Annotated in this window: 13 protein-coding genes; 8 read left to right on the top strand and 5 right to left on the bottom strand. The window is 71.3% G+C overall.

Going from position 1 to position 20030, the window contains the following annotated elements; translation table 11 throughout:
• Window positions 1-330 precede the first annotated feature (330 nt).
• Together N7L95_RS17735 and N7L95_RS17730 are read left to right on the top strand one after the other, a co-directional pair.
• Window positions 331-1662, top strand: coding sequence for a carbohydrate-binding protein (locus N7L95_RS17735; RefSeq protein ID WP_301256574.1), 1332 nt, complete (start codon window positions 331-333; stop codon window positions 1660-1662).
• A 220-nt stretch (window positions 1663-1882) separates the two neighbouring features.
• Complete coding sequence (locus N7L95_RS17730; RefSeq protein ID WP_301256573.1) at window positions 1883-5191, top strand: serine hydrolase; 3309 nt, start codon at window positions 1883-1885, stop codon at window positions 5189-5191.
• Between the two features lie 346 nt (window positions 5192-5537).
• Here N7L95_RS17730 and N7L95_RS17725 read toward each other — a convergent pair whose 3' ends face one another.
• Together N7L95_RS17725 and N7L95_RS17720 are read right to left on the bottom strand one after the other, a co-directional pair.
• The gene (locus tag N7L95_RS17725) at window positions 5538-6776 is read right to left on the bottom strand and encodes a sensor histidine kinase (protein ID WP_301256572.1); all 1239 of its coding nucleotides are present in this window, start codon (window positions 6774-6776) and stop codon (window positions 5538-5540) included.
• A 106-nt stretch (window positions 6777-6882) separates the two neighbouring features.
• The gene (locus tag N7L95_RS17720; protein ID WP_301256571.1) at window positions 6883-7479 is read right to left on the bottom strand and encodes a DUF1349 domain-containing protein; all 597 of its coding nucleotides are present in this window, start codon (window positions 7477-7479) and stop codon (window positions 6883-6885) included.
• 222 nt (window positions 7480-7701) lie between these two features.
• Here N7L95_RS17720 and N7L95_RS17715 point away from each other — a divergent pair, with 222 nt between their 5' ends.
• The gene (locus tag N7L95_RS17715) at window positions 7702-8190 is read left to right on the top strand and encodes a hypothetical protein (protein WP_301256570.1); all 489 of its coding nucleotides are present in this window, start codon (window positions 7702-7704) and stop codon (window positions 8188-8190) included.
• A gap of 9 nt (window positions 8191-8199) precedes the next feature.
• On the opposite strand, the gene N7L95_RS17710 is transcribed toward N7L95_RS17715, so the two are convergent.
• A complete protein-coding gene (locus N7L95_RS17710; RefSeq protein WP_301256569.1) occupies window positions 8200-10239 on the bottom strand; it encodes a thioredoxin domain-containing protein in 2040 nt (679 codons plus the stop codon).
• Window positions 10240-10586: 347 nt separating this feature from the next.
• Between N7L95_RS17710 and N7L95_RS17705 the strand changes: the two genes are divergently transcribed.
• The 3 genes from N7L95_RS17705 (at window position 10587) to N7L95_RS17695 (ending at window position 15492) form a co-directional block, all read left to right on the top strand.
• Window positions 10587-11810, top strand: a complete 1224-nt coding sequence (locus tag N7L95_RS17705) for a TetR/AcrR family transcriptional regulator (protein ID WP_301256568.1) — start codon at window positions 10587-10589, stop codon at window positions 11808-11810.
• Window positions 11811-11926: 116 nt separating this feature from the next.
• Window positions 11927-13087: an acyl-CoA dehydrogenase family protein gene (locus N7L95_RS17700; RefSeq protein WP_301256567.1), complete on the top strand. Its 1161-nt coding sequence runs from the start codon at window positions 11927-11929 to the stop codon at window positions 13085-13087.
• An 8-nt stretch (window positions 13088-13095) separates the two neighbouring features.
• Entirely contained in the window at window positions 13096-15492 is a 2397-nt protein-coding gene (locus tag N7L95_RS17695; protein ID WP_301256566.1) for a hybrid sensor histidine kinase/response regulator, read from the top strand.
• A gap of 6 nt (window positions 15493-15498) precedes the next feature.
• On the opposite strand, the gene N7L95_RS17690 is transcribed toward N7L95_RS17695, so the two are convergent.
• Window positions 15499-16590, bottom strand: a complete 1092-nt coding sequence (locus N7L95_RS17690; protein ID WP_301256565.1) for a hybrid sensor histidine kinase/response regulator — start codon at window positions 16588-16590, stop codon at window positions 15499-15501.
• Between the two features lie 411 nt (window positions 16591-17001).
• Between N7L95_RS17690 and N7L95_RS17685 the strand changes: the two genes are divergently transcribed.
• Together N7L95_RS17685 and N7L95_RS17680 are read left to right on the top strand one after the other, a co-directional pair.
• Window positions 17002-18774, top strand: a complete 1773-nt coding sequence (locus N7L95_RS17685) for a sensor histidine kinase (protein ID WP_301256564.1) — start codon at window positions 17002-17004, stop codon at window positions 18772-18774.
• A 193-nt stretch (window positions 18775-18967) separates the two neighbouring features.
• Window positions 18968-19213, top strand: a complete 246-nt coding sequence (locus N7L95_RS17680; protein WP_301256563.1) for a hypothetical protein — start codon at window positions 18968-18970, stop codon at window positions 19211-19213.
• 33 nt (window positions 19214-19246) lie between these two features.
• Here N7L95_RS17680 and N7L95_RS17675 read toward each other — a convergent pair whose 3' ends face one another.
• Window positions 19247-19849 (bottom strand): DUF3617 family protein, encoded by a 603-nt coding sequence (locus N7L95_RS17675; RefSeq protein ID WP_301256562.1) that lies wholly within the window; start codon window positions 19847-19849, stop codon window positions 19247-19249.
• Window positions 19850-20030 lie beyond the last annotated feature (181 nt).

Below are 20030 nucleotides of genomic sequence, written 5' to 3'. Positions count from 1 at the left end.
TGAAATGCGCCGCACCGACTGGCACGGGGCGGCGGCGCTGCAACACTGCAGAGCCGGGCTCCACCGTCAGGCGGCCGTCACGGCGGGCAGGGTGATACCACTTCGTTGCGGCGGGCAGCCGGTCGGGCCCCCGCAGGCAGCGGTGGCGCCCGCTTTTCCGAGACACCGCTCGCGAATCAGATACCACCTGCATACCAATCGTTGCACCTGGTATACCAAGCAGCCTGCATGATTCCCCAGTCGGATGCAGGCGCTTTTCGTGATACCGGCTCCTCTCCGATGCCCAGGGCGCCCGACAGCAGGCGCTTGCTGACTTCAGAGGAACAAGCCATGACATCTCCCCAGCTTTCCCGACTCACCCGGCTGTTCGCCGTGGCTGCGCTGGCCGGCGGCGTGCTCGCCGCCCACGCGGCGCCGCTCTGGCAGGAAGGGGCCACCTACAACGCGGGCACCGTCGTCACCTACAACGGCCACGACTACCAGGCCCATGTGACCCACACCGCCCACCCGGGCACGGGCTGGAACCCCGCCGACACGCCCAGCCTGTGGAAGGACCTGGGCCCGACCTCCGGCGCACCGACTCCGACGCCAACCCCCACGCCGACGCCGACCCCAACGCCAACACCCACCCCCACGCCCTCTCCAACCCCCACGCCCACCCCGGCCCCGCCGGGTCCGGCCCTGCCCGCGCATGTGGTCGTCGGCTACTGGCACAACTTCGACAACGGCACCGGCACCATCCGCCTGCGTGACGTGCCGGACGAGTACGACATCATCAACGTCTCCTTCGTCGAGGGCGATCCCTTCGCCCCCAACGGCACCGCCAAGTTCGAGCTCGACAAGGCCTTCAACGAGGCCGAGTTCATCGCCGACATCAAGGCCAAGCAGGCCAAGGGCAAGCGGGTGCAGGTGTCGCTCGGCGGTGCCAACGGCGTGATCATTCTCGACACGCCCTCGGCACGCGACATCTTCATTCGCACGATGGGCGACATCATCGCCAAGTACGGCTTCAATGGCATCGACGTCGACATCGAGAACAACCTGTCGATCGGCGCTGGCGAAGACTTCCGCAACCCGCAGACACCGCAGGCCGTCAACCTCATTGCCGGCGTCAAGGCGCTCAAGGCCCGCTTCGGCAAGGACTTCAGCGTCACCATGGCGCCGGAGACCGCCTATGTGCAAGGCGGCTACTCGGTGTCCGGAAGCATCTGGGGCGCCTACCTGCCCATCATCCACGGCCTGCGCAACGAGCTGACCATGCTGCATGTGCAGCACTACAACACCGGCAGCATCACCGGCCTCGACGACCGGGCCTACAGCCAGGGCACGGTGGACTTCCAGGTGGCGATGACCGACATGCTGCTCACCGGCTTCAACGTCGGCCGCGACCCCAACAAGTTCTTCCCGCCGTTGCGCGCGGACCAGGTCGGCTTCGGCGTGCCGGCCACCAGCGGCGCGGCCCCCTCGGGCGGCTACCTCTCGGTGGCGCAGACGCAGCAGGCGCTCGACTGCCTGATGAAGCTGCTCAATTGCGGCAGCTACGTGCCCAAGACGGCCCAGCCCAAGCTGCGCGGCATCATGACCTGGTCGATCAACTGGGACAAGACGGCCGGCTACGCCTTTGCCAAGGGCCACCGCGCCTACTTCGACCGACAGCGCTGAGGCCACCCACCGGCCACCGCGCCCGACCGACAACACCCACTTCCCTTCCTCCGCTTCACGCCGCGTCGCCGCCAGGCCACGCGGCGTTTTCTTGCCTGCACCTCGTCGCCCGGGCTGGCCACCGCGGCATGACTTTCGGCACGCGGGCCAGGGCAGCACCTCGGCCACACTCGCTGGCGCGGCGCCGCTTCCCTTCCCTGACGATCCATCGAGGTGTTTCATGACCCACAACCCGTGGCATGCGCGGTGGCGGCGCCTGGCTTCGCCCCTCGTGCTCGGCAGCTGCATCGCCACCCTGGCGGCCTGCGGCGGCCACGACCGGCGCGACCCCGAGCCGCCGGCCGATCCCTATGCAGCACTGCGCCGCGAGCTGCCGGCACAGATCCTCGCCGCCATGCAGAAAAACGAGGTGCGCGGACTCAGCATCGCGCTGGTGGACGACCAGCAGGTGGTCTGGTCGCAAGGCTTCGGTGTGGCCGACGCCGCCACCGGCACGCCTGCACGCGACACCACCGTCTACGAAGCCGGCTCCATCGCCAAGGTCTTCACCAGCGCCGGCTTCATGCGGCTGGTCGAGCAAGGCCGGCTCGCGCTGGACCAGCCGCTGGCCGATGCCCTGCCCGGCTTCAGCCTGCACAGCGACGACGCCGGCGCCGCCCCCGTGCGCCTGCGGCACCTGCTGAGCCACCATGCCGGCATTCCCAACCTCTATGCCGGCCAGATGCTGGCGCAGCCCATCTCCAACGCCGACCGCGTGGCCGCCCTGCGTGCGGAATACGCAAGCGCTCCCCCCGGCCTGGTGGCCGCCTACTCCAACACCGGCTACACCGTGCTGGGCCATGTGATGGAACTCGCCGCCGGCCGCGAATTCACGGCCTACATGGACGAGGCCCTGCTGGCCCCGCTGGGCATGCAGGACTCCTCGTTCCGCCCCGACGCCCGCCTGCAGCCCCGCATGGCACAAGGCCATGCCACCGGCAACGGCCCCCACATGCCGCCCTGGAACCTGCAGACCGAGGCGCCCGCCGGCGCACTGCGCACCACGGTGCTCGACCTGTCGCGCTTCATGCAGATGCTGCTGGCCGAGGGCCGCACGCCGCAGGGCACACACCTGCTCACCCCGGCCTCGGTGCGCGCCCTGTGGACGCCGCAAAACGCAGCGGTGCCGCTCGACCTGGGCCACCGCATCGGCCTCGCCTGGCAGCTCGGCGACCTGCCGCTGGCCGCCGGCGGCAGCACGCCCATGGTGAGCCACGACGGTGGGACGGCGCGCTTTCGCAGCACCCTGGCGCTGCTGCCACAGCACAAGCTGGGCGTGGTGATCCTCAGCAACAGCACCAGCGCCGAAGCCCTGATCGACGACCTGCAACGCGACATCCTGAGCCGCGCCCTGCACGCCAAGACCGGCCTGCAGGCCGCGCCGCCCCCCGAGCCGGCCGTGCCGGCACCGGTGGGCCAGGTGCCGTCAGGCATCGGCCGCTTCCAGGGGCACTACCTGCTGCCGCTGGCCGGCTGGGCACGGGTGGCCCTGGAGGGCGGCCGCCTGCTGGTCCATGCCGACGGCGCACAGCTGGAGCTGCAGCCGCATGCCGGAGGTCTCTACAAGTTCGATCCGGGCCTGGGCGAGCCGCTGTGGTTCCGCTTCGACGAACTGGCCGGCCGGGCGGTGCTGATCCGTGAGCAACCGGGCCTCGGCCTGCGCCAGCTGCAATCCGAGCGCGTCCAGGCCGCCCCGCCCAGCACGGCGTGGCAGCAACGCCTGGGCCACTACCGGCTGCCCGATGGCCTGCCGCCGGAGCTGATCGCCAGCGCCGACCTAAGCCTGGCCGAAGGCCTGCTGCAATTGCGCGTCTGCCTGCTCGGCGAACAGGACGACTGCAGCCTGGTGATGGGCCTGCTGCCGCGCAGCGACGACCGCGCGGTGGTGGCCGGCCTGGGCCGCGACCAGGGCCAGAGCGTGCGCCATGAACGCCGCCCCGATGGCGACTACCTCATCATCAACGGCGTCGCGCTGCGCCGCGCCAGCTCCGCCGACGAGCGGCCGGCGCTGGAGCAGGCCGCGCTGCGCGCTGACCTGGCGATCGATCCGATGCCCGGCATGCCGGCCAAGCGGCTGCACTCGCTCGATCCGGCCGCCGAACTCGAAGTGGCCCTGCTCGGCAGCGCCAGCCTCGACATCGCCAGCCTCGACCGCGCCACCGTGCGCCTGGCGGGCGACGCCGGCCCCGGCGTGGCCGCCGCCGGGCTCTCCGAGAGCGACTTCAACGGCGACGGCCGGCCCGACCTGCTCGCCCGCTTCGCCATCGGCGCCCTGCTGCAAGCCGGCGTGCTGGCTCCCGACACCCGCCGCGTGCTGCTGCATGCCGCGGAGCACAGCGGCACGCCGCATCTCGGCTGGAGCCCCCTGGCGGTCGGCGATACACCGGTGGCCACCCTGCCGGCGCCCACCGGCCCGCATGCCGTCGGCACCGCCGCCTACGCCTGGATCGATACCAGCCGCGCCGAGGACTTTTCCAGCCGCACCGACGACCGCCGCCGCGTGCTGGTGCGCGCCTGGTATCCGGCCGCCCGGCCGGCGCAGGGCAGCACGGCCCTTGCGCCCTACTTCCTGCAGCCGGAACAGGGTCCGCGCCTGGCACTGGCCACCGGCTGGCCCGAGCAGCTGTTCGATCGTGTCCAGACCCACTCGCAGCTGGGCGCACCACTGGCCGGCGGCACCGAACGCTACCCGGTGATCCTGATGTCGCACGGCTATGGGTATCCAGCCGAGACCTACACCGCGCTGGCCGAGGAACTGGCCAGCCAGGGCCATGTGGTGCTGGGCCTGAGCCATGCCTACTCCAGCGGCCCGTTGGTCTATCCGGACGGCAGCGTGCTGCAGGCCCAGGTGGAGCCGCGCCGTGTCTTCGGTGAGCAGGCGGTGCACGCGGCCTGGGTGGCCGATGCCCGCTTCGTGCTCGACCAGCTGGCCGCACTGCAGCAACAGGACCGCCAGCACGGGCTGCTGACCGGCCGGCTCGACCTGGCCCGTGTGGGCATGTTCGGCCATTCCTACGGCGGCTCGGCCTCGGCCGCGCTGAGCCGGGTCGACACGCGGGTGAGGGCCGCTGCCAACCTCGATGGCACGTTCCAGGACCTGCTGTACGGCGAGCCGGCAGCTTTTACCCAACCCTTCCTGCTGGCCAGCGCCGGCACCCTGCGCGAGGCCGACCCGACCCGCAGCGCCTTCCTGCAGGCGCATGCCGGCATCGCCTACGACCTGAGCCTGCCGGGCGCCGGCCACCAGAGCTTCGCCGATGTCCCGCTGATTGCCGCCCAACTGGGCCTGCCGCTGCCGAGCGACGGTGGCCAGCCGCCCACCATCGATCCGGTGCGTGCGCTGGCGGTGACGCGCAGCTACCTGGTGGCCTTCTTCGAGCAGCACCTGCGCGGCCGGCCACAGGCGCTGCTGGCAGGGGGGCCGACGGGCAGTGCAGACGTGCTGTTCTCGGTGCGACGGCCGGGGGACGCCTTGGCAGTCCGCCGCTGAAGCGGGCAGCAGGGTGGGCAGCGGCCCGCGATGCGCGGGCCGCACCGCACCGCACCGCACCGCACCGCACCGCACCGCACCGCACCGCACCGCACCTGGCACCTGGCACCTGGCACCTGGCACCTGGCGTCCGGCACGAGCACGAGCACGAGCACGAGCACGTAGCGCCTTGACCCGCCCTAGCTTCCGCCATCGGGTGAGGCGCGAGGCGCGAGGCGCGAGGCGCGAGGTGCGAGGCGCGAGGTGCGAGGTGCGAGGTGCGAGGTGCGAGGTGCGAGCGTGAAGTACCGGGTACCCGTCCCTCGTACAACCGATCCGAACCCACACTCCGCCCGCCGCGTCTGCCTCAAGCGCCCAGCGGGCACATCATCCGCACCTCCAGCCCCGGAGCACCGGGCAGCACCGCCAACCGTCCGCCCAGCTCGTGCAGGCGCTCCTGCATGCCCGACAGGCCGTTGCCGAACACGAGGGCCGGGGCCCCGCGGCCATCGTCTGCGACGCTGGCCACCAGCTCGCCGCCATGCCGGGTGATGCTCACCCGCACCTGCGCGGCCGATGCATGGCGCACGCTGTTGGTGACCGCCTCCTGCACGCAGCGCAGCAGCACATGTGCCACCCGGGGCGGCAGGTCGCTGGCGATCTCGTCCACCTGCAGCAGCACCCGCGGTCGCTCGATGCGCGAGGCCAGCTCCTGCAACGCGGCCGACAGGTCGATGCGGCGGCTTCCGCGCACGGTGGATACCGTCTCGCGCACCTCGGCGAGCAGGCGCTGGGCCGCCAGGCTGGCACTGTCCAGCGGCGCCTGCAGGCCGGCCTGGCCGGATCGCTGGGCCAGCTCGCGGCTGAGCTGCAGGCTGATGCTCAGCGCGGCCAAGTGGTGGCCCATCAGGTCATGCAGCTCGCGGCCCAACTCCAGCCGCTCGGCGAAGCGCACCTGCTCCAGCTGCAGCCGCTCCTGGCTGGCCAGCTCGGCCGCCATCAGCTGCTGCATCAGGCGCCGCTCGCGCTCGCGTGCCACCAGCCGGCCCAGGCCCAGGGCAAAACCGTGCAGCGACAGATAGACCAGCAGCACCAGCAGATAGACCCCCCATGGCGACAGCGCCGCCTTCAACGTCTGCAGCTGCGCTTCCTCGCCGGCCGTCATGCTGTTGCACAAGGCGTTGATCAGCACCTGCACCAGGGTGAACAGGAGGGCCGCCCGCGGACGCCACGAGGCGCCCACCAGCGCGGTGAGGATGAAGGTCAGCCCGTTGGCGGTGGTGAGCGCCACCATGTCCAGCAGCACCAGCACGGCGAGGGCGCGGCGCGGGTGGCGCTCGGGCCAGTGCTCGTCGGTGGCGAACCAGAAACCGATACCGTAGACGACGGTCAGCAGCAGCTCGAGCACGGCATAGGGCCGTGCGTCGGGCAGCCGCCCCGTCCACATCTGGAAGCTGGCGGCGATCAGCCCGTCGTCGGCGCTGGGCGGCAGCAGGCCCCGCCAATGCAGCAGCGCGGTGGCCACCAGCACCACCAGCACGGCCGAGCCGGACAGGCGCAACAGGGTCAGCGGATGGCCAAGGGAATGAAACAGTCGGTCAAGCACGTCACGGGTCCTGGGAGTCAGGCGCGCAGGTCGCGGCGACCCGCGCGCGGCGCATCAGTCTGCCCGAGCAGGCCGCCGCCGGCCCGTGCCATCCGTCATGCCGGCTTCATGCGGTCCAGCGGTTGGGCCCCAGGGACAGGAACTCGAAGCCGCATTCAAAGCCCTCGCCCACCGGGCTGCAGGCGTAGACGCCCGCCGCCAGCCGCGCCGGGCAGTCGTGCCAGTGCGTGATGCGCAGCTGCCGCCAGTGCAGGGCGTCGGCCGACACCTCCAGCAGGAAGTCGTCGCCGCGCCGGCTGATGCGCCAGGACATCGCCTGCACGGCCGAATCGATGTCCTGCGTCGCCCAGTCCGAATAGCCGTGCTGCGTCACCACCGAGCCAAGCCGGCTGAGCTGCGCATCCTCGTATTCCACCGAGCACTTGATCCAGCTCATCGCATCCGCGCGCACCATCAGGCCACACTGGTCGTACTGCGTCAGCGGTGCGAAGCGGCAACGCGTCTCCATCGAGAAATCGCCCTCCAGCTCGCTCAGCAGGCAATGGCCGTCGTCGCGCTGGAAGCCGTAGTGGGTGCGCTGCCAGAAATCGGTGCGCGGCCGCGTGCGCAAGCTCAGGCCGTTGCCCAGGCTGACTTCGGCGGGTTCGTTGAACCAATGGAAACCTTCGGGCAACGCCGCCCCGAGAAAATCGATGTGTCGCATCTACCACCCGTTGTCGAGGAACCGTCCGCAAGGCCGCCAGCTTAACGGCCCGACGTTCCAGCATCGGACGCAGGTGCCCGGCCACGCGCCCGGCACCCCGGCACGTGGGCACAACAATTGCTGCCAATCGGCCGCGCCCTCGCGGAGTCGGTGGGCAGCGGAGCCCGGCCCGCGCCCCTCGGCGCCCGGCCGGCCGCCACACAGAACAGGGAAGAACACAAGATGATGAATTTCGAACAGGCCCTCGACTACATCGAGTCCACCGGTGCTGCGGTGCACGGCTGGCTGCCGTGGGTCCACCACGACCGCTGGATCGGGCTGCAGTACTGCGCCTTCTGGGAGCTGGGCGACTCCTGCGAAGCCGGCTACGCCGTGCATCTCGAACAGCTGGCCTTCGACGGCGAGACGCCGCCGCCCGGCCCGCAGCAGCAGCAACTGGTGGTGAGCCACCTGCTGGCGCCCGAAGTGCTGCAAGCGCTCGGCGCCGATCCCCGCCGGCTGCGCTATGCGGGCTGCGAAGCCCCGGTGCCGCCGGGCGTCGCGCAGCGGCATTTCTTGCAGGCTCGCTCGGCAAAGCAGGCCGGCGGGCCGGCGGCACGCACGCCGCGCCTCGGGCGGCAGCAGGCGCTGCGGCTGTGCCAGGCGCACAGCTCGGCGCCCGGCTGGCCGTGCTCGGTGGACGTCGCTCCGGCGGTCGCCGCGGCCGCCTGAGGGCCCGGCTTACCTCGGCTCGGCGAGCACCCGCAGCAGCGCCTCCAGCGTGTCCACCGGCGGCAGGCATTGCGGCCCCCGGCAGATCCAGGCCTGTGCCCGCTGGGCCGCCGGCTTGACCAGCACCTCCGGCAGGCCGGTGGTGTCGGCCGGCAGCTGCACGCAGCACAGGCCCGGCGCATGCCGGCGCGCCAGTGCGGCGGCCCAGGCGGCCAGCTCCTGCGGTGGGCCGGTCAGCACCACCAGTGGCGGGGGCTCGGCCGCTTCCCCCATCGCCAGCGCCAGGCTGCAAAAGGCCTGTGGCGACTGCCCGGCATCGACCGCGAAGCGCCGTATCGTGCCGGCAGCCGCCGCCAGGTAGCGCGGCTCGCCGAGCAGGTGGCCCAGCCGCTGCAGTTGCAGCGCGGCCACGCCGTTGCCGGAGGGAATGGCGCCGTCGTGGCCAGCCTGCGGCCGCAGCACCAGCGACTCGTGATCGTGGCTGGTGAAGAAGAAGCCGCCCTCGTGGCGGTCCTCGAAGCGCGCCAGCAGGGCCTCTGCCAGGGCGCGGGCGAACGCCACTTCCTCGTGCCGCAGCGGCCCGAGTTGCACCACCTCCAGCGTCGCGCCGAGCAGGAAGGCATGGTCGTCCAGATAGGCATTGAGGTGGGCGTGGCCGTCCTTCACCGTGGCCATGAGTCGCCCGTCGCGCCATAGCGTCTCGCGCAGGAAAGCCAGCGCGTCCCTCGCTGCAGCGGCCCAGCGCGGCTCGGCGAACACCCGCGCCGCGAAGGCCAGCCCTTCGATGGCCAGCGCATTCCAGCTCGTCAACACCTTGTCGTCGCGGGCCGGCCGCACGCGGGCTTCGCGGGCCTGCAAGAGGCGTTGCCGGCACTGCCGCAGCCGGCCCGGCAAGCCAGCGGAATCGGCGCCAGTGCCGGCGGCCACGTCGGGCAGCGTCTGCGCCACATGCAGGTGCCAGGCATGGCCTTCGAAGTTGGGCGGCTCGTCCAGCCCGTAGCGGGCGGCAAACACGGCAGCGTCGGCACCCGGCGCGCCCAGCAGCGCCAGCACCTCGTCGCGTTGCCAGACGTAGAAGCGCCCTTCCTCGCCTTCGGCGTCGGCGTCGATGCTGGAACACCAGCCGCCGCCTGCGGCCGGCATCTCACGCAGCAGCCAGTCCGCCGTGCCCCCGCAGACCTCGCGCCATAGCGGCTCGTCGGTCAACTGCCCGGCCTCCGCATACAGGCGCAGCAACAGGCCGTTGTCGTAGAGCATCTTCTCGAAGTGCGGTATCAGCCATTCGGCATCGGTGCTGTAGCGGAAGAAGCCGCCGCCCAGCTGGTCATACAGGCCGCCCTCCGCCATGCGGCGCAGGCTCAGCAGCGCCGCCTGCACCTCGGCCTGGCCGGGCTGCCTCAGCAGCAGCGTCAGCCCGGGCACATGCGGGAACTTGGGGGCGTGGCCGAATCCGCCGTGCTCGGCATCGAAGCTGTCCATCAAGCCCTGTGCCGCCGCCTGTCCACGGTCTTCCACGGAGGGCGGCTCGCCGGCCGGTGGCGGCGCCTGGGAGGCCAGCAGGTAGTTCACCACCTGCCGGCCCTGCGCCTTCAGCTGGGGCTGCTGGTGGTGCCAGGCGTCGGCCACGCCCTGCAGCACCTGGTCAAAACCGGGCAGGTTCCAGCGCGGCTGCTTGGGGAAGTAGGTGCCGCCGAAGAAGGGCTCGCCCTCGGGCGTGAGGAACATCGTCAGCGGCCATCCGCCGCCGCGGCGCACGATCAGCTGGTGCGCCGCCTGGTAGATGTGGTCGAGGTCGGGCCGCTCCTCCCGGTCGACCTTGATGTTGACGAAATGCCGGTTCATCAGCGCGGCGGTATCCTCGTCCTCGAAGCAGTCGTGCGCCATCACATGGCACCAGTGGCAGGCCGAATAGCCGATCGACAGCAGGATGGGCCGGCCACTCTCGCGCGCCAGGGCAAGGGCTTGCGGGCCCCAGGGATACCAGTCGACCGGGTTGCCGGCATGCTGCCGCAGGTAGGGGCTGGTTTCCAGGGCAAGGCGGTGGCTCATGGCGGTTCCGTGGCGGTGACGAGGGTGGCAGGCGAGCCCTTGACACGGGCAAGGGCAAGTCCCGCGGCGCCCCGTGTCCGCCGTGTCCGCCGTGTCGCCGTGTCGCCCTGACGCCGTGACGGCCGGCTGTCGCGGCGGTCCTGACGGGCGACGATCGCACAGCATGACCGCCGGTCTTGCCGGCAGCGCCGGCAGCCGGGCGAGGGGTCCCCGGGCACGCACCGCAGGTAACATCTGTGGCGCATGAGACGTTGCATGCCCTTCCCGTTCGATGCTGCCTCCTGCAGCGGGCCGCCGGCCCCCGGCTGCAGTGCCAGCGGGTCGCAGGCGGCGCCCGGGGTGTGGCCTTGAGTGCCGCCGTTTCAGCGACCCGCTCGCGCAAGTTCGAGCAAAACCGGGAGCTGATGCTGACCGGGGCGGCCACCCTCTTCAATCGCGTGGGGGTCAAGGGCGGCACGCTGGCCGACGTGGCAGAGTTCGCCGGCCTCAGCCTGAAGAGCGTGCGCTACTACTTCCGACGCAAGGAAGACCTGGTCGTCGAGTGCTTCCAGCGCGCCTTCGTGGTCTACGACCGCATCATCAGCCAGGCCGCGCAAGCGGCCAGCCCGCGCGACCGGGTGCGGGTGGTCCTGGAGGAGTGGATGGCCCTGTCGGCCCGCGTGCGCAAGGGCGAGGCGCCGCCGTTCCTGCATTTCGGCGACCTGCGTGCGCTCGACGACGTGGCCGACCTCCCGATCGGCCGCGCCTACCTCGACATGTTCCGCCGCTTCCGCCGCCTGCTGCTGGAGGACGGCCACCCTCCACCGGAGCGCGACACGCTGAACGCCCGCGCGCACTTCCTGATCTCGCAAGTGCTGTGGGCCGTGGTGTGGACCGGCCGCTATGAAAGCGAACTCCTGCCCCGGCTGGCGCGCCACATGTACCAGGTGCTGTCGCAGGGCCTGCTGCACGACCCGGCCGACTGGGCCCCTCAGCCGCTGGCCGGCCAGGCCCTCGTCGGCAGCGGCGATCCGCATCGCGAGGCCTTCCTGCGCGCGGCCACCGACCTGCTCAACGAGCAAGGCTACCGGGGCGCCTCGGTCGACAGGATCTCGGCCCGGCTGCGCGTCACCAAGGGCGCCTTCTACCACCACAACGAGGCCAAGGACGACTTGGTCAGCGACTGCTTCGGCCGCAGCTTCGATGTCATGTGCGCGGCGCAGCTGGCCGCCGAGCAGGCCGGAGGGCGCGCCGCCACACGGCTGGCGAGTGCCGCCGCCCACCTCGCGCAATGCCAGCTGGGGCCGCAAGGGCCGCTGCTGCGCCCGGTGTTGCTGTCCGGCATGCCGCCGGCCCTGCGCGGGCCGCTGGCGCAGCGCCTGGACAGCGTCAGCCTGCGCTTCTACAACTGCCTGGCCGACGGCATGCTCGAAGGCTCGGTGCGCCCGGTGGACCCCTGGGTCGCCACCCAGATGATCATTGGCATGGTGAGCTCCGTCGCCGGGCTGCCACGCTGGGCCGGCGGCGTCAGGGCGGCCAACGTTGCACAGCTGTACGCCAGGCCCTTGTTCACCGGCCTGTTCGCGGCCTGAAGCGGCCCCGGCACCGACGCAGCGTGCCGGCGGCTCGCGGCCTTTCGGGGGCGTTTCCACGCACGGTTCTTGCCAGGTGAGAGACACCTTGATGATGCAAGGCATGTCGGTGCGATATGAATGACTTCCTGCCGAGCGAGTTGCAAGCGCTGCGAGCCACCGCCCAGGCGGTGGTGGAGGAAGCCATCCTGCCCGAGGCCGATCGCATCGACCAGGAGTGCCTCTGGCCCGCCACCGGGCTGCAGGCGCTGGCGCGGGCCGGCCTGTGCGGCCTCACCGTGCCCAGCCGGCTGGGCGGCCACGGCCAGGGCCTGCTGGGCCTGGCGGCGCTGACCGAGGTGCTGGGGCAGGCCTGCGCCTCCACCGCCATGTGCTACGGCATGCACTGCGTGGCCACCGCCGTGATCGCCGCCAAGGCCACGCCCTTCCACGACGACAAGTACCTGCGCCCGATCGCTGCCGGCCGGCACCTGACGACGCTGGCGCTCTCCGAAGGCGGCAGCGGCGCCTACTTCTTCCTGCCGCAGGCCAGCCTGTTGCGCCAGGGCGAGCGCTTCATCGTGGAGGGGACCAAGCAGTTCGTCACCAACGGCAGCCATGCCGATTCCTATGTCGTGTCCACGGCGGCGTGCGAGGAGCCGGTCGGTGGCGACTTCAGCTGCCTGGTGGTCGACGCCGGCACCCGCGGCCTGCACTGGGGCGAGCCATGGCGCGGTTTCGGCATGCGCGGCAACGCTTCCCGGGCGCTTCGGCTGGAGCAGGTCAGCGTGCCGCTGCAGCACTTGCTGGGCCGCGAGGGCGACCAGGCCTGGTATGTGTTCGAGGTGGTGACCCCGTTCTTCCTGACGGCGATGGCCGGCACCTACCTGGGCGTGGCACGTGCCGCGCTGGAGTGCGCCGTGCAGTACCTGAAGTCGCGCCGCTATGCGCATTCCGGGCAGGCGGCCAGCGAGGTCGAGGTGCTGCAGTACCGGGTCGGCCAGCTGTGGGCCAGCGTCGAGAAGTCGCGCCTGCTGCTGCACCACGCCGCGCTGCTGGGCGACACCGGCAGCCCCGATGCACTTCCCGCCATCCTCGCCTGCAAGGCCGACGCCGCCACCACCGCCGTGACGGTCGCCAACGAAGCCATGACGCTGTGCGGTGGCAGCGGCTATCGTGACCACGGCCTCCTGTCGCGCCTGCTGCGCGACGCCCGGGCCGGCCATGTGATGGCGCCCACCACCGACATGCTGACGGTATGGACCGGCCGCACGGTGCTTGGCCTGCCACTCGTCTGAGGCCGCCGATGGACACCCAGCTCCTGGTGCTGACCGGCGAACGCAGTGACGCGCTGGCGCTGGCCCTGCGCGAGCGGGTGATGCACCACGCTGCCGCGCTGAACGTGACGGCCCACCATGCGGCCTCGCCCGAGGCTGCCTCCGCGCTGGTGCAGCGCGCGCAGGAGCAGGGCCTGCCCACCGTGGTGGTGGTCGGCCCCTGCGTCGAGCATCCGTCGCGGGTGGCACGCCGCCTGGGCGCGCAGCATCCGGAGCTGCGCTATGTGTTCGCGCTCGATCCGGCGCGTGAGGCGCAGGTGCGGCGCGAGCTGCTGTTTGCCGCGCCGCCCGGCGGCCGCTGGTCCGCCCTGTCGGCCGACAGCGAGGAGCTGCACCACCACCTGGAAGCCGCCGTGTCGGCCAGCGCGCAACAACACCGCACGCGGACCACCCTGGACCGCATGCGCGAGCAGCTGGCGGGCTACCAGCCGCTGAGCCGCGCCGAGCACCGACGACTCCTCGTCTCGGACCACTACCTCGCCGGCGTGCTGGAATGCGCGCACGACGCCATCGTCTCGCTCGACCTGGTGGGCGCGATCGTCTCCTGCAACGCGGCGGCCGAGCGTCTCTTCCAGCTGCGTCAACACGAGACGGTGGGCCTGACGCTGGCACAGCTGTTCGAAGCGCCGGCCATCGTGGCACAGGTGGCCGGCGAAGCCGCCCGCGGCCTGCCGGCGCAGGGCGAGTTCAGGCTCGACGCGGCCCGCGGCAGCCGTATCGTCGACGCCGCCTTCACCGCTATCCGCGACGAGCGCGAGCAGATCATCGGCGTGGTGGCCATCCTGCGCGACATCACCGCACAGCGCCAGGCCGAAGCGCACAACCGCGAGCTCAACGAGCGCCTGGTCGCCACGCTGGAGAGCATCACCGACGGCCTCTACACCCTCGACTGCGACTGGCGCTTCACCTATGTGAACCGGCGTGCCGAGGAGCTGCTGCGGCGTGAGCGCACCACCTTGCTGGGCCGCGACATCTGGGAGGCGTTTCCCGAGACGGTGGGAACCGCCTTCCAGGTCGAGTTCGAACGCGCCCGCGATGAGAACCGGGCCATCCACTTCCGCGCCTACTCAGAGCCGCTGGAGAGCTGGTACGACATCACCGCCTACCCCTCGCGGCAAGGCCTGGCGGTCTACTTCCGCGACATCACCGAGCAGTTGCAGATGGAGCGCGCGCAACGGGCCCAGCAGGCAGCCGAAGCAGCCAGCCGCACCAAGACGCAGTTCCTTTCCCGTCTGAGCCACGAGATGCGCACCCCGCTGAATGCGGTGCTCGGCTTCGCGCAGCTGCTGGCCTTGCAAGCCGGCGAGCCGGCGTCGCTCGATGCGCGGGCCCAGCTGAGCTACGCCAACCAGATCCGCCGTGCCGGGCTGCACCTGCTGGCGCTGGTGAACGACGTGCTCGACATCCAGCAGGTCGAGGAGGGCCGCCTGTCGCTGAGCCCGGAGCCCATCGATCTCGCCGATGCCGTCGACAGCACCATCGAGCTGCTGCAACCCATGGCGGTGGCCCGCCAGATCGTTGGCATCAACGAGGTGCCGCCCGGCGTGGTGGTGGTGGCCGACCGGGTGCGGCTGCGCCAGGTGATGCTGAATGTCGGCAGCAACGCGGTGAAGTACAACCGCGACCAGGGCAGCGTGCACTGGTCGGTCGACCGCAGCGACGCCGGCCGTGCGGTGCTGTGCGTGGCCGACGACGGCCCCGGCATGAGCAGCGAGCAGCTGGCCCGGCTGTTCCAGCCCTTCGAGCGGCTGGGCAAGGAGGCCTCCGACATCGAGGGGACCGGCCTGGGCCTGTTCGTTTCCCGCGCCATCATCGAACAGATGGGCGGCCGCCTGCACATCGAGAGCGGTGTGGGCCACGGCACCCGGGCGCTCATCGAGTTGCCGCTCTACAGCGGCAGCGACGATGTCTCCCCTGCCGCCTTCAGCACCGCGCCGGGCGAGCTGCTGCCGTTCCGGCCGGCCGCCGGCACGCACAGCGGTGAGCACCAGGTGCGCAAGCGGCTGCTGTATGTCGAGGACAACCGCGTCAATGCGATGCTGTTCGAAGCCGCCATGCGGCTGCAAAGCGATGTGGAGCTGCAGGTGGCCGAGGACGGCGCGCAGGGCCTTGCGCTGGCCGTGCGCTGGGCGCCCGACGTGATCGCGCTGGACGCCAACCTGCCCGACACCACCGGCTACGAGCTGCTGCAGCGGCTGCGCGCCCTGCCCGCGCTGCGCGACACGCCGGCCTTCATGTGCTCGGCCGACGCGATGCCCGAGGACCTGCAGCGCGCCCGCCAGGCCGGCTTCGTCGGCTACTGGACGAAGCCGATCGACATCGAGCAGGTGCTGGCCGACATCGAGAAGGTCTGCGGCGAGTCCTGAGCCCCCTCACACCCGCGGCAGGCGCACGGTGAAGGTCGTGCCCTGCCGGGGGCAGGACGCGACCTGCACCTCGCCCCGGTGCGCCATGGCGATCTGCTTCACGACGAACAGGCCCAGGCCGATGTGGTCGGGCACCGCCGGCGTGCCCTCCTGGCGCAAGGGCTCGAACAGCCCGTCCATCAAGCCGGCCGCGATGGGCTCGCCCTGGTTGTGCACCGCCAGGCAGACCTGCTCGGCCTCGCCCCGCACCTCCAGCTCGATGGGCGTGCCGGGGGCACCATGCGTCACTGCGTTGAGCAGCAGGTTGCACACCACCTGCGCGACACGGCCCGGGTCCCAGATGCCGCTGCCCTCGCCGGAGCAGGCCACCCGGATGTCGCTGCCCGGATGGCTTTGCCTCACCTCGTCGGCCATCTGCTGCGCGATCTGGTGCACATCGGCCGGCACCGGCGTCACACGGATGCCACGGCCCAGGCGCACCTGGGTGAAGTCGAGCAGGTCGTTGATCAGCTGCATCGCACGCTTGCCGCTGCGGCGGATGCGGTCGAGGTTCTGGCGCGCCGGGCCCGGCAGGTCGGGCATGCGCTCCAGCAGCGCGGCATTGAGCATCACCACGTTGAGCGGATTGCGCAGGTCGTGCGAGACGATGCCCATCAGCATCTGCGCCAGCTCGACCTGCTGGCGCGAGGCTTCGCCGGCCTCACGCGCAGCCTCCCTCGCCTGCTTGAGCTGCGCCGCTGCAAGGACCGCCTGGGCCAGCCGCAGCGGGGTGAGCGCCGGCTTGACGACGCAATCCGCGGCGCCGGCTTGCATCAGCTCGACCACCCGCGGCTCGTCGCCCGCGCCGACGAGCATCACGGCCGGCGCCGCGATGTCCAGCGAGCGCATGTTCTGCAGCACCGCCGTCCCGTCCAGCCGCGGCAGGCGCAGCTCCAGCAACACACAGTCGAAGGAGCGCTGCAGCATGCGGTCGAGGGCGACAGCGGGATCGGCCTCGCGCGTCAGCACCACCTGCAGCGGTGCACCGCGCAAGGCCTGTTCGATGGCCTGACAGTCCAGCGGATCGTCGTCGACCAGCAGTAGTTGAAGCGCTCGCATCTGCTCTCCTGCCGAAGGCGGCCCTGCGCTCGGAGGCCCGGGTCCATGGCGGCCCCTGCAAGCGACAGCACCCGCCGGGCACGGCAGGAGCGGTGCGCACGGGCATCGCAGGCCGCGCCTCGCTTCGGCGTGCCAGGCGGCGGCTGCGGCCATTGTGCTGGAAAAGTGCGGCCGCCTCCGCAGGGTTGCGGCTCATGCGGCCGCGCACCGCCGCCGGCCGGCAGCAGCGGCCCTCGCGAGCTGCCCCGCCACCAGACGACCACGAGTCCTTGACGGCGGAAGATGAACGTGCCGGGACGGGACGCGCCGCTCACAATCGGGGCGGGGCCGTGCCTGCCGCCGCGGTGGCCGGCCTGCGCCGTCGGCATCCTCCACGGCCGCTGCCTGCCGCGGACGAGGAAGGAGACCAGCATGAGCAGCTTGCGCATCGGCTTCCTGCCGGCCTCGCTCAGCGGGGCCTCGCACACCGCCTTGAGGATCGCTCTGCTGTATGCATCGGTGGGCAGCGCCTGGATCGTGGTGTCCGACGCGGCGCTGTGGCAGACCGGCGCCGCCGCACCCGGCACCGCCCTGCAGACCATCAAGGGCCTGGCTTATGTCGCGGCCACCGGCGTGGCGCTGTTCTGGCTGGTGCGGCACGGCTGCCTCGGCGAGGAAAGGCGGACCGAGCGCCTGTTCCTCGGCAATCCCAGCCCGATGTGGATCATCGACCTCGACGACCTGCGTTTCCTCGCGGTGAACGAGGCTGCCTGCCGCGTCTACGGCTATGCCGAGGCCGAATTCCTGACGATGACGCTGACCGACCTGCGCGCCGCGACCGACCGCACCGAGCTGCGCGCCCTGCTGGCGCCCTTGCGCACCGGCGGCAGCCATGTCGGTACCTGGCAGCATCTGGCGCGCGACGGGCGGCTGGTGGCCACCCGGGTCAGCGGCCACCGGATCGACCACGACGGCCATTGCGCCGCTCTCGTGCTGGCACAGGACATCAGCGCCGAGGTGGCGGCACGAACGGCGGTGGAGCGCAGCGAGGCCCGCTTCCACCAGCTGCTCGACAGCCTGGACGAGGTGCTCTGGCTGGCCGACCTGGAGGGCCGCTCGCTCTACCGCAGCCGAGCCCATGCCGAAGTCTACGGGCGCCCCCTGGCCGAGTTCGAGTCGGATGCCCTGCACTGGCTGCGCTGCGTCCACGCCGACGACCGGGAGCGAGCCCTGCAGGCCGCCGACCGACTGCGCCGCGATGGGCAGTGCGAGAGCGAATACCGCATCGTGCGCCCCGACGGCTCGGTGCGCTGGCTGCGCGACCGCAAGCGCTTGATCTACGAAGACGGCAAGCCGGTGATGCAAGGCGGCATCGCCTATGACGTCACCCAGCGCAAGGCGGCAAGTGAAGCGCTCAAGCGGCTGAACGAGACCCTGGAGGCCCGGGTGCGCGAGCGCACCGCCGAGCTGGAGGCCGTGAACGACGACCTGGAGGCCTTCAGCTACAGCGCAGCGCACGATCTCAAGACCCCGCTCGCCGCGATCCGCGGCGTCGGCCAGCTGCTGGCGCTGAAGCACGGCGGCGCGCTTGGTGACACCGGCCGGGAGCTGCTCGGCTATATCGAAAAGGGCGCTGTCGAGATGGAGGCGCTGATCGACGCGCTGCTGGCCCTGGCCAAGGTCAGCCGTCGCGAGCTGCGCTGCTGCGCCAACGACGCCAGCGCGCTGGCGCGCGCGGTGCTCGGCGAGCTGTCGACCCGCTACCCGGGCACCGCGCTTCACTGCGAGGTCGAAGACGGCCTGGTGATCCATGCGGACCCGGACCTGCTGCGCTCCCTGCTGTCCAACCTGCTGGGCAACGCGGTGAAGTACTCGTCGCGGGTGGCACAACCGCGGGTCAGTTTCGGGCGGCAGCCGGACAGCGCCGACAGCTATTTCGTGCGGGACAACGGCGCCGGCTTCGAGGTGCAGGATCCCGAGAAGCTGTTCCGCCCCTTCCAGCGTTTCCATTCGGAACGCGAGTTCGCCGGCAGCGGCGTCGGCCTCGCCACCTGCCGCCGCATTGTGCTGCGCCACGGTGGCGACATCTGGCTCACGTCAACGCCCGGCGAGGGCACCACCGTGTACTTCCGCCTGCCGGGCTGCTCCGCAGCCGCCGAGCCTGCCGAAGCGACGCGCGGCCCGTGGAGTGAAGGCCGGCAGTGAATACCGGCGGCCGGCGGGACGGACGCCGGGGAACCAGGGGCAGCTGCGGCCGATCGACGCCACCGGCCGGTGGCAATCGTGGCGTCTGGACAGCGGCCAATCTGGGCGGGACGCACCAAGCCGCTGCACAGCCGAAATAATTTGTTAACCTAACGGGCTTTCCAACCCGTCCCTGTGATCGATTTCACACATCATGCACGCCGACGTCCTTGCCCCGAACGTTGATGAAGCGGTGTTTCGCCGCACCGACCTCGGCCAGCGCGAAGTGCTGGCCGCCTCCTTGCCGCTCGAGCCTGTCGCGCGGCGCTTCCTCGCCGTGGTGAACGGCCACACGCCGGTGCGGGTGCTGCTCGCGCTGGGCTTCGGTGGGCTGGACATGCAAGCGCACATCGAGGCCTTGAGCCGAGCCGGCCTCATCACGCTGGTGTCGGCCGACTGACAATCCCACCCGCGCGGCCGCGCGCCGGGCAGCTCAACGCCCGGCCGCCGCGCCGTCCGGCGCGCCTTCCACCCAGGCCGGATCGATGCCGGCCGGCGGGTGCTGGCAATCCGCCCCCAGCCACTTGCCGACCCATTGCTGCTCGTAGCGCAGCGGCCGGCCCTGATGCACCAGGCTCACGCGCAGCACGCCGCGTGATTCGCTGCCCTGGCGCACCGTCACCTCGCCCTGCCCATTGCCCGAGCTGTCCGGGCCTTTGCAACGCACCGCGTACTTCAGCGCCTCGCGACCCGGCTGCAGTGCTTCCGCGTGGCAGCCGTGCGGGCCGAGCTCCCTGAGCGCCGCCTGGGGATCGAGGCCGCCCGCCTTCACGCAGGTGAGCTGTGGCTCCCAGCCCTCAGGCAAGCCAGCCTCACGCATCGCCGCCCGGACCTCGCGCACTTCGCTCGCCGAGAGGCCGCTGTCGCGCTCGAAGGAGGACGGCTGCGGCTTGCCATCCACCGTCGTCGAAGACGCCGAGGCCCAGAGGCCGGACTTCACGTCGAGCGCCCGGGCCGGGCCGGCGGCCACCCACAGGCCGGTGAGCAGTGCCGGCACGACGGCCGCGCGGGCACAGGAAAGCAGGACTTTGAACATGTGCATCCTCCTGGTGAAAGCAGGCTGCGGCCGATGGTAAGCGGCAGGCGGAGCGCCGCAAGCGCCGCCCGGCGGGGGCCAGGGGCAAACGCAGAAAGGCCGCCAGAGGCAGCAACCTGCGGCAAGTTACGGCTTGATAAAACCCCAGGTCCGGTGTGCAGGGAACCTGCTGCGGTCCATC

The organism is Eleftheria terrae, from assembly GCF_030419005.1.
Taxonomy (GTDB): domain Bacteria; phylum Pseudomonadota; class Gammaproteobacteria; order Burkholderiales; family Burkholderiaceae_C; genus Caldimonas; species Caldimonas terrae.
Note: the sequence above shows the minus strand (reverse complement) of the source record. Positions and strands in the feature narration are given on the sequence as shown.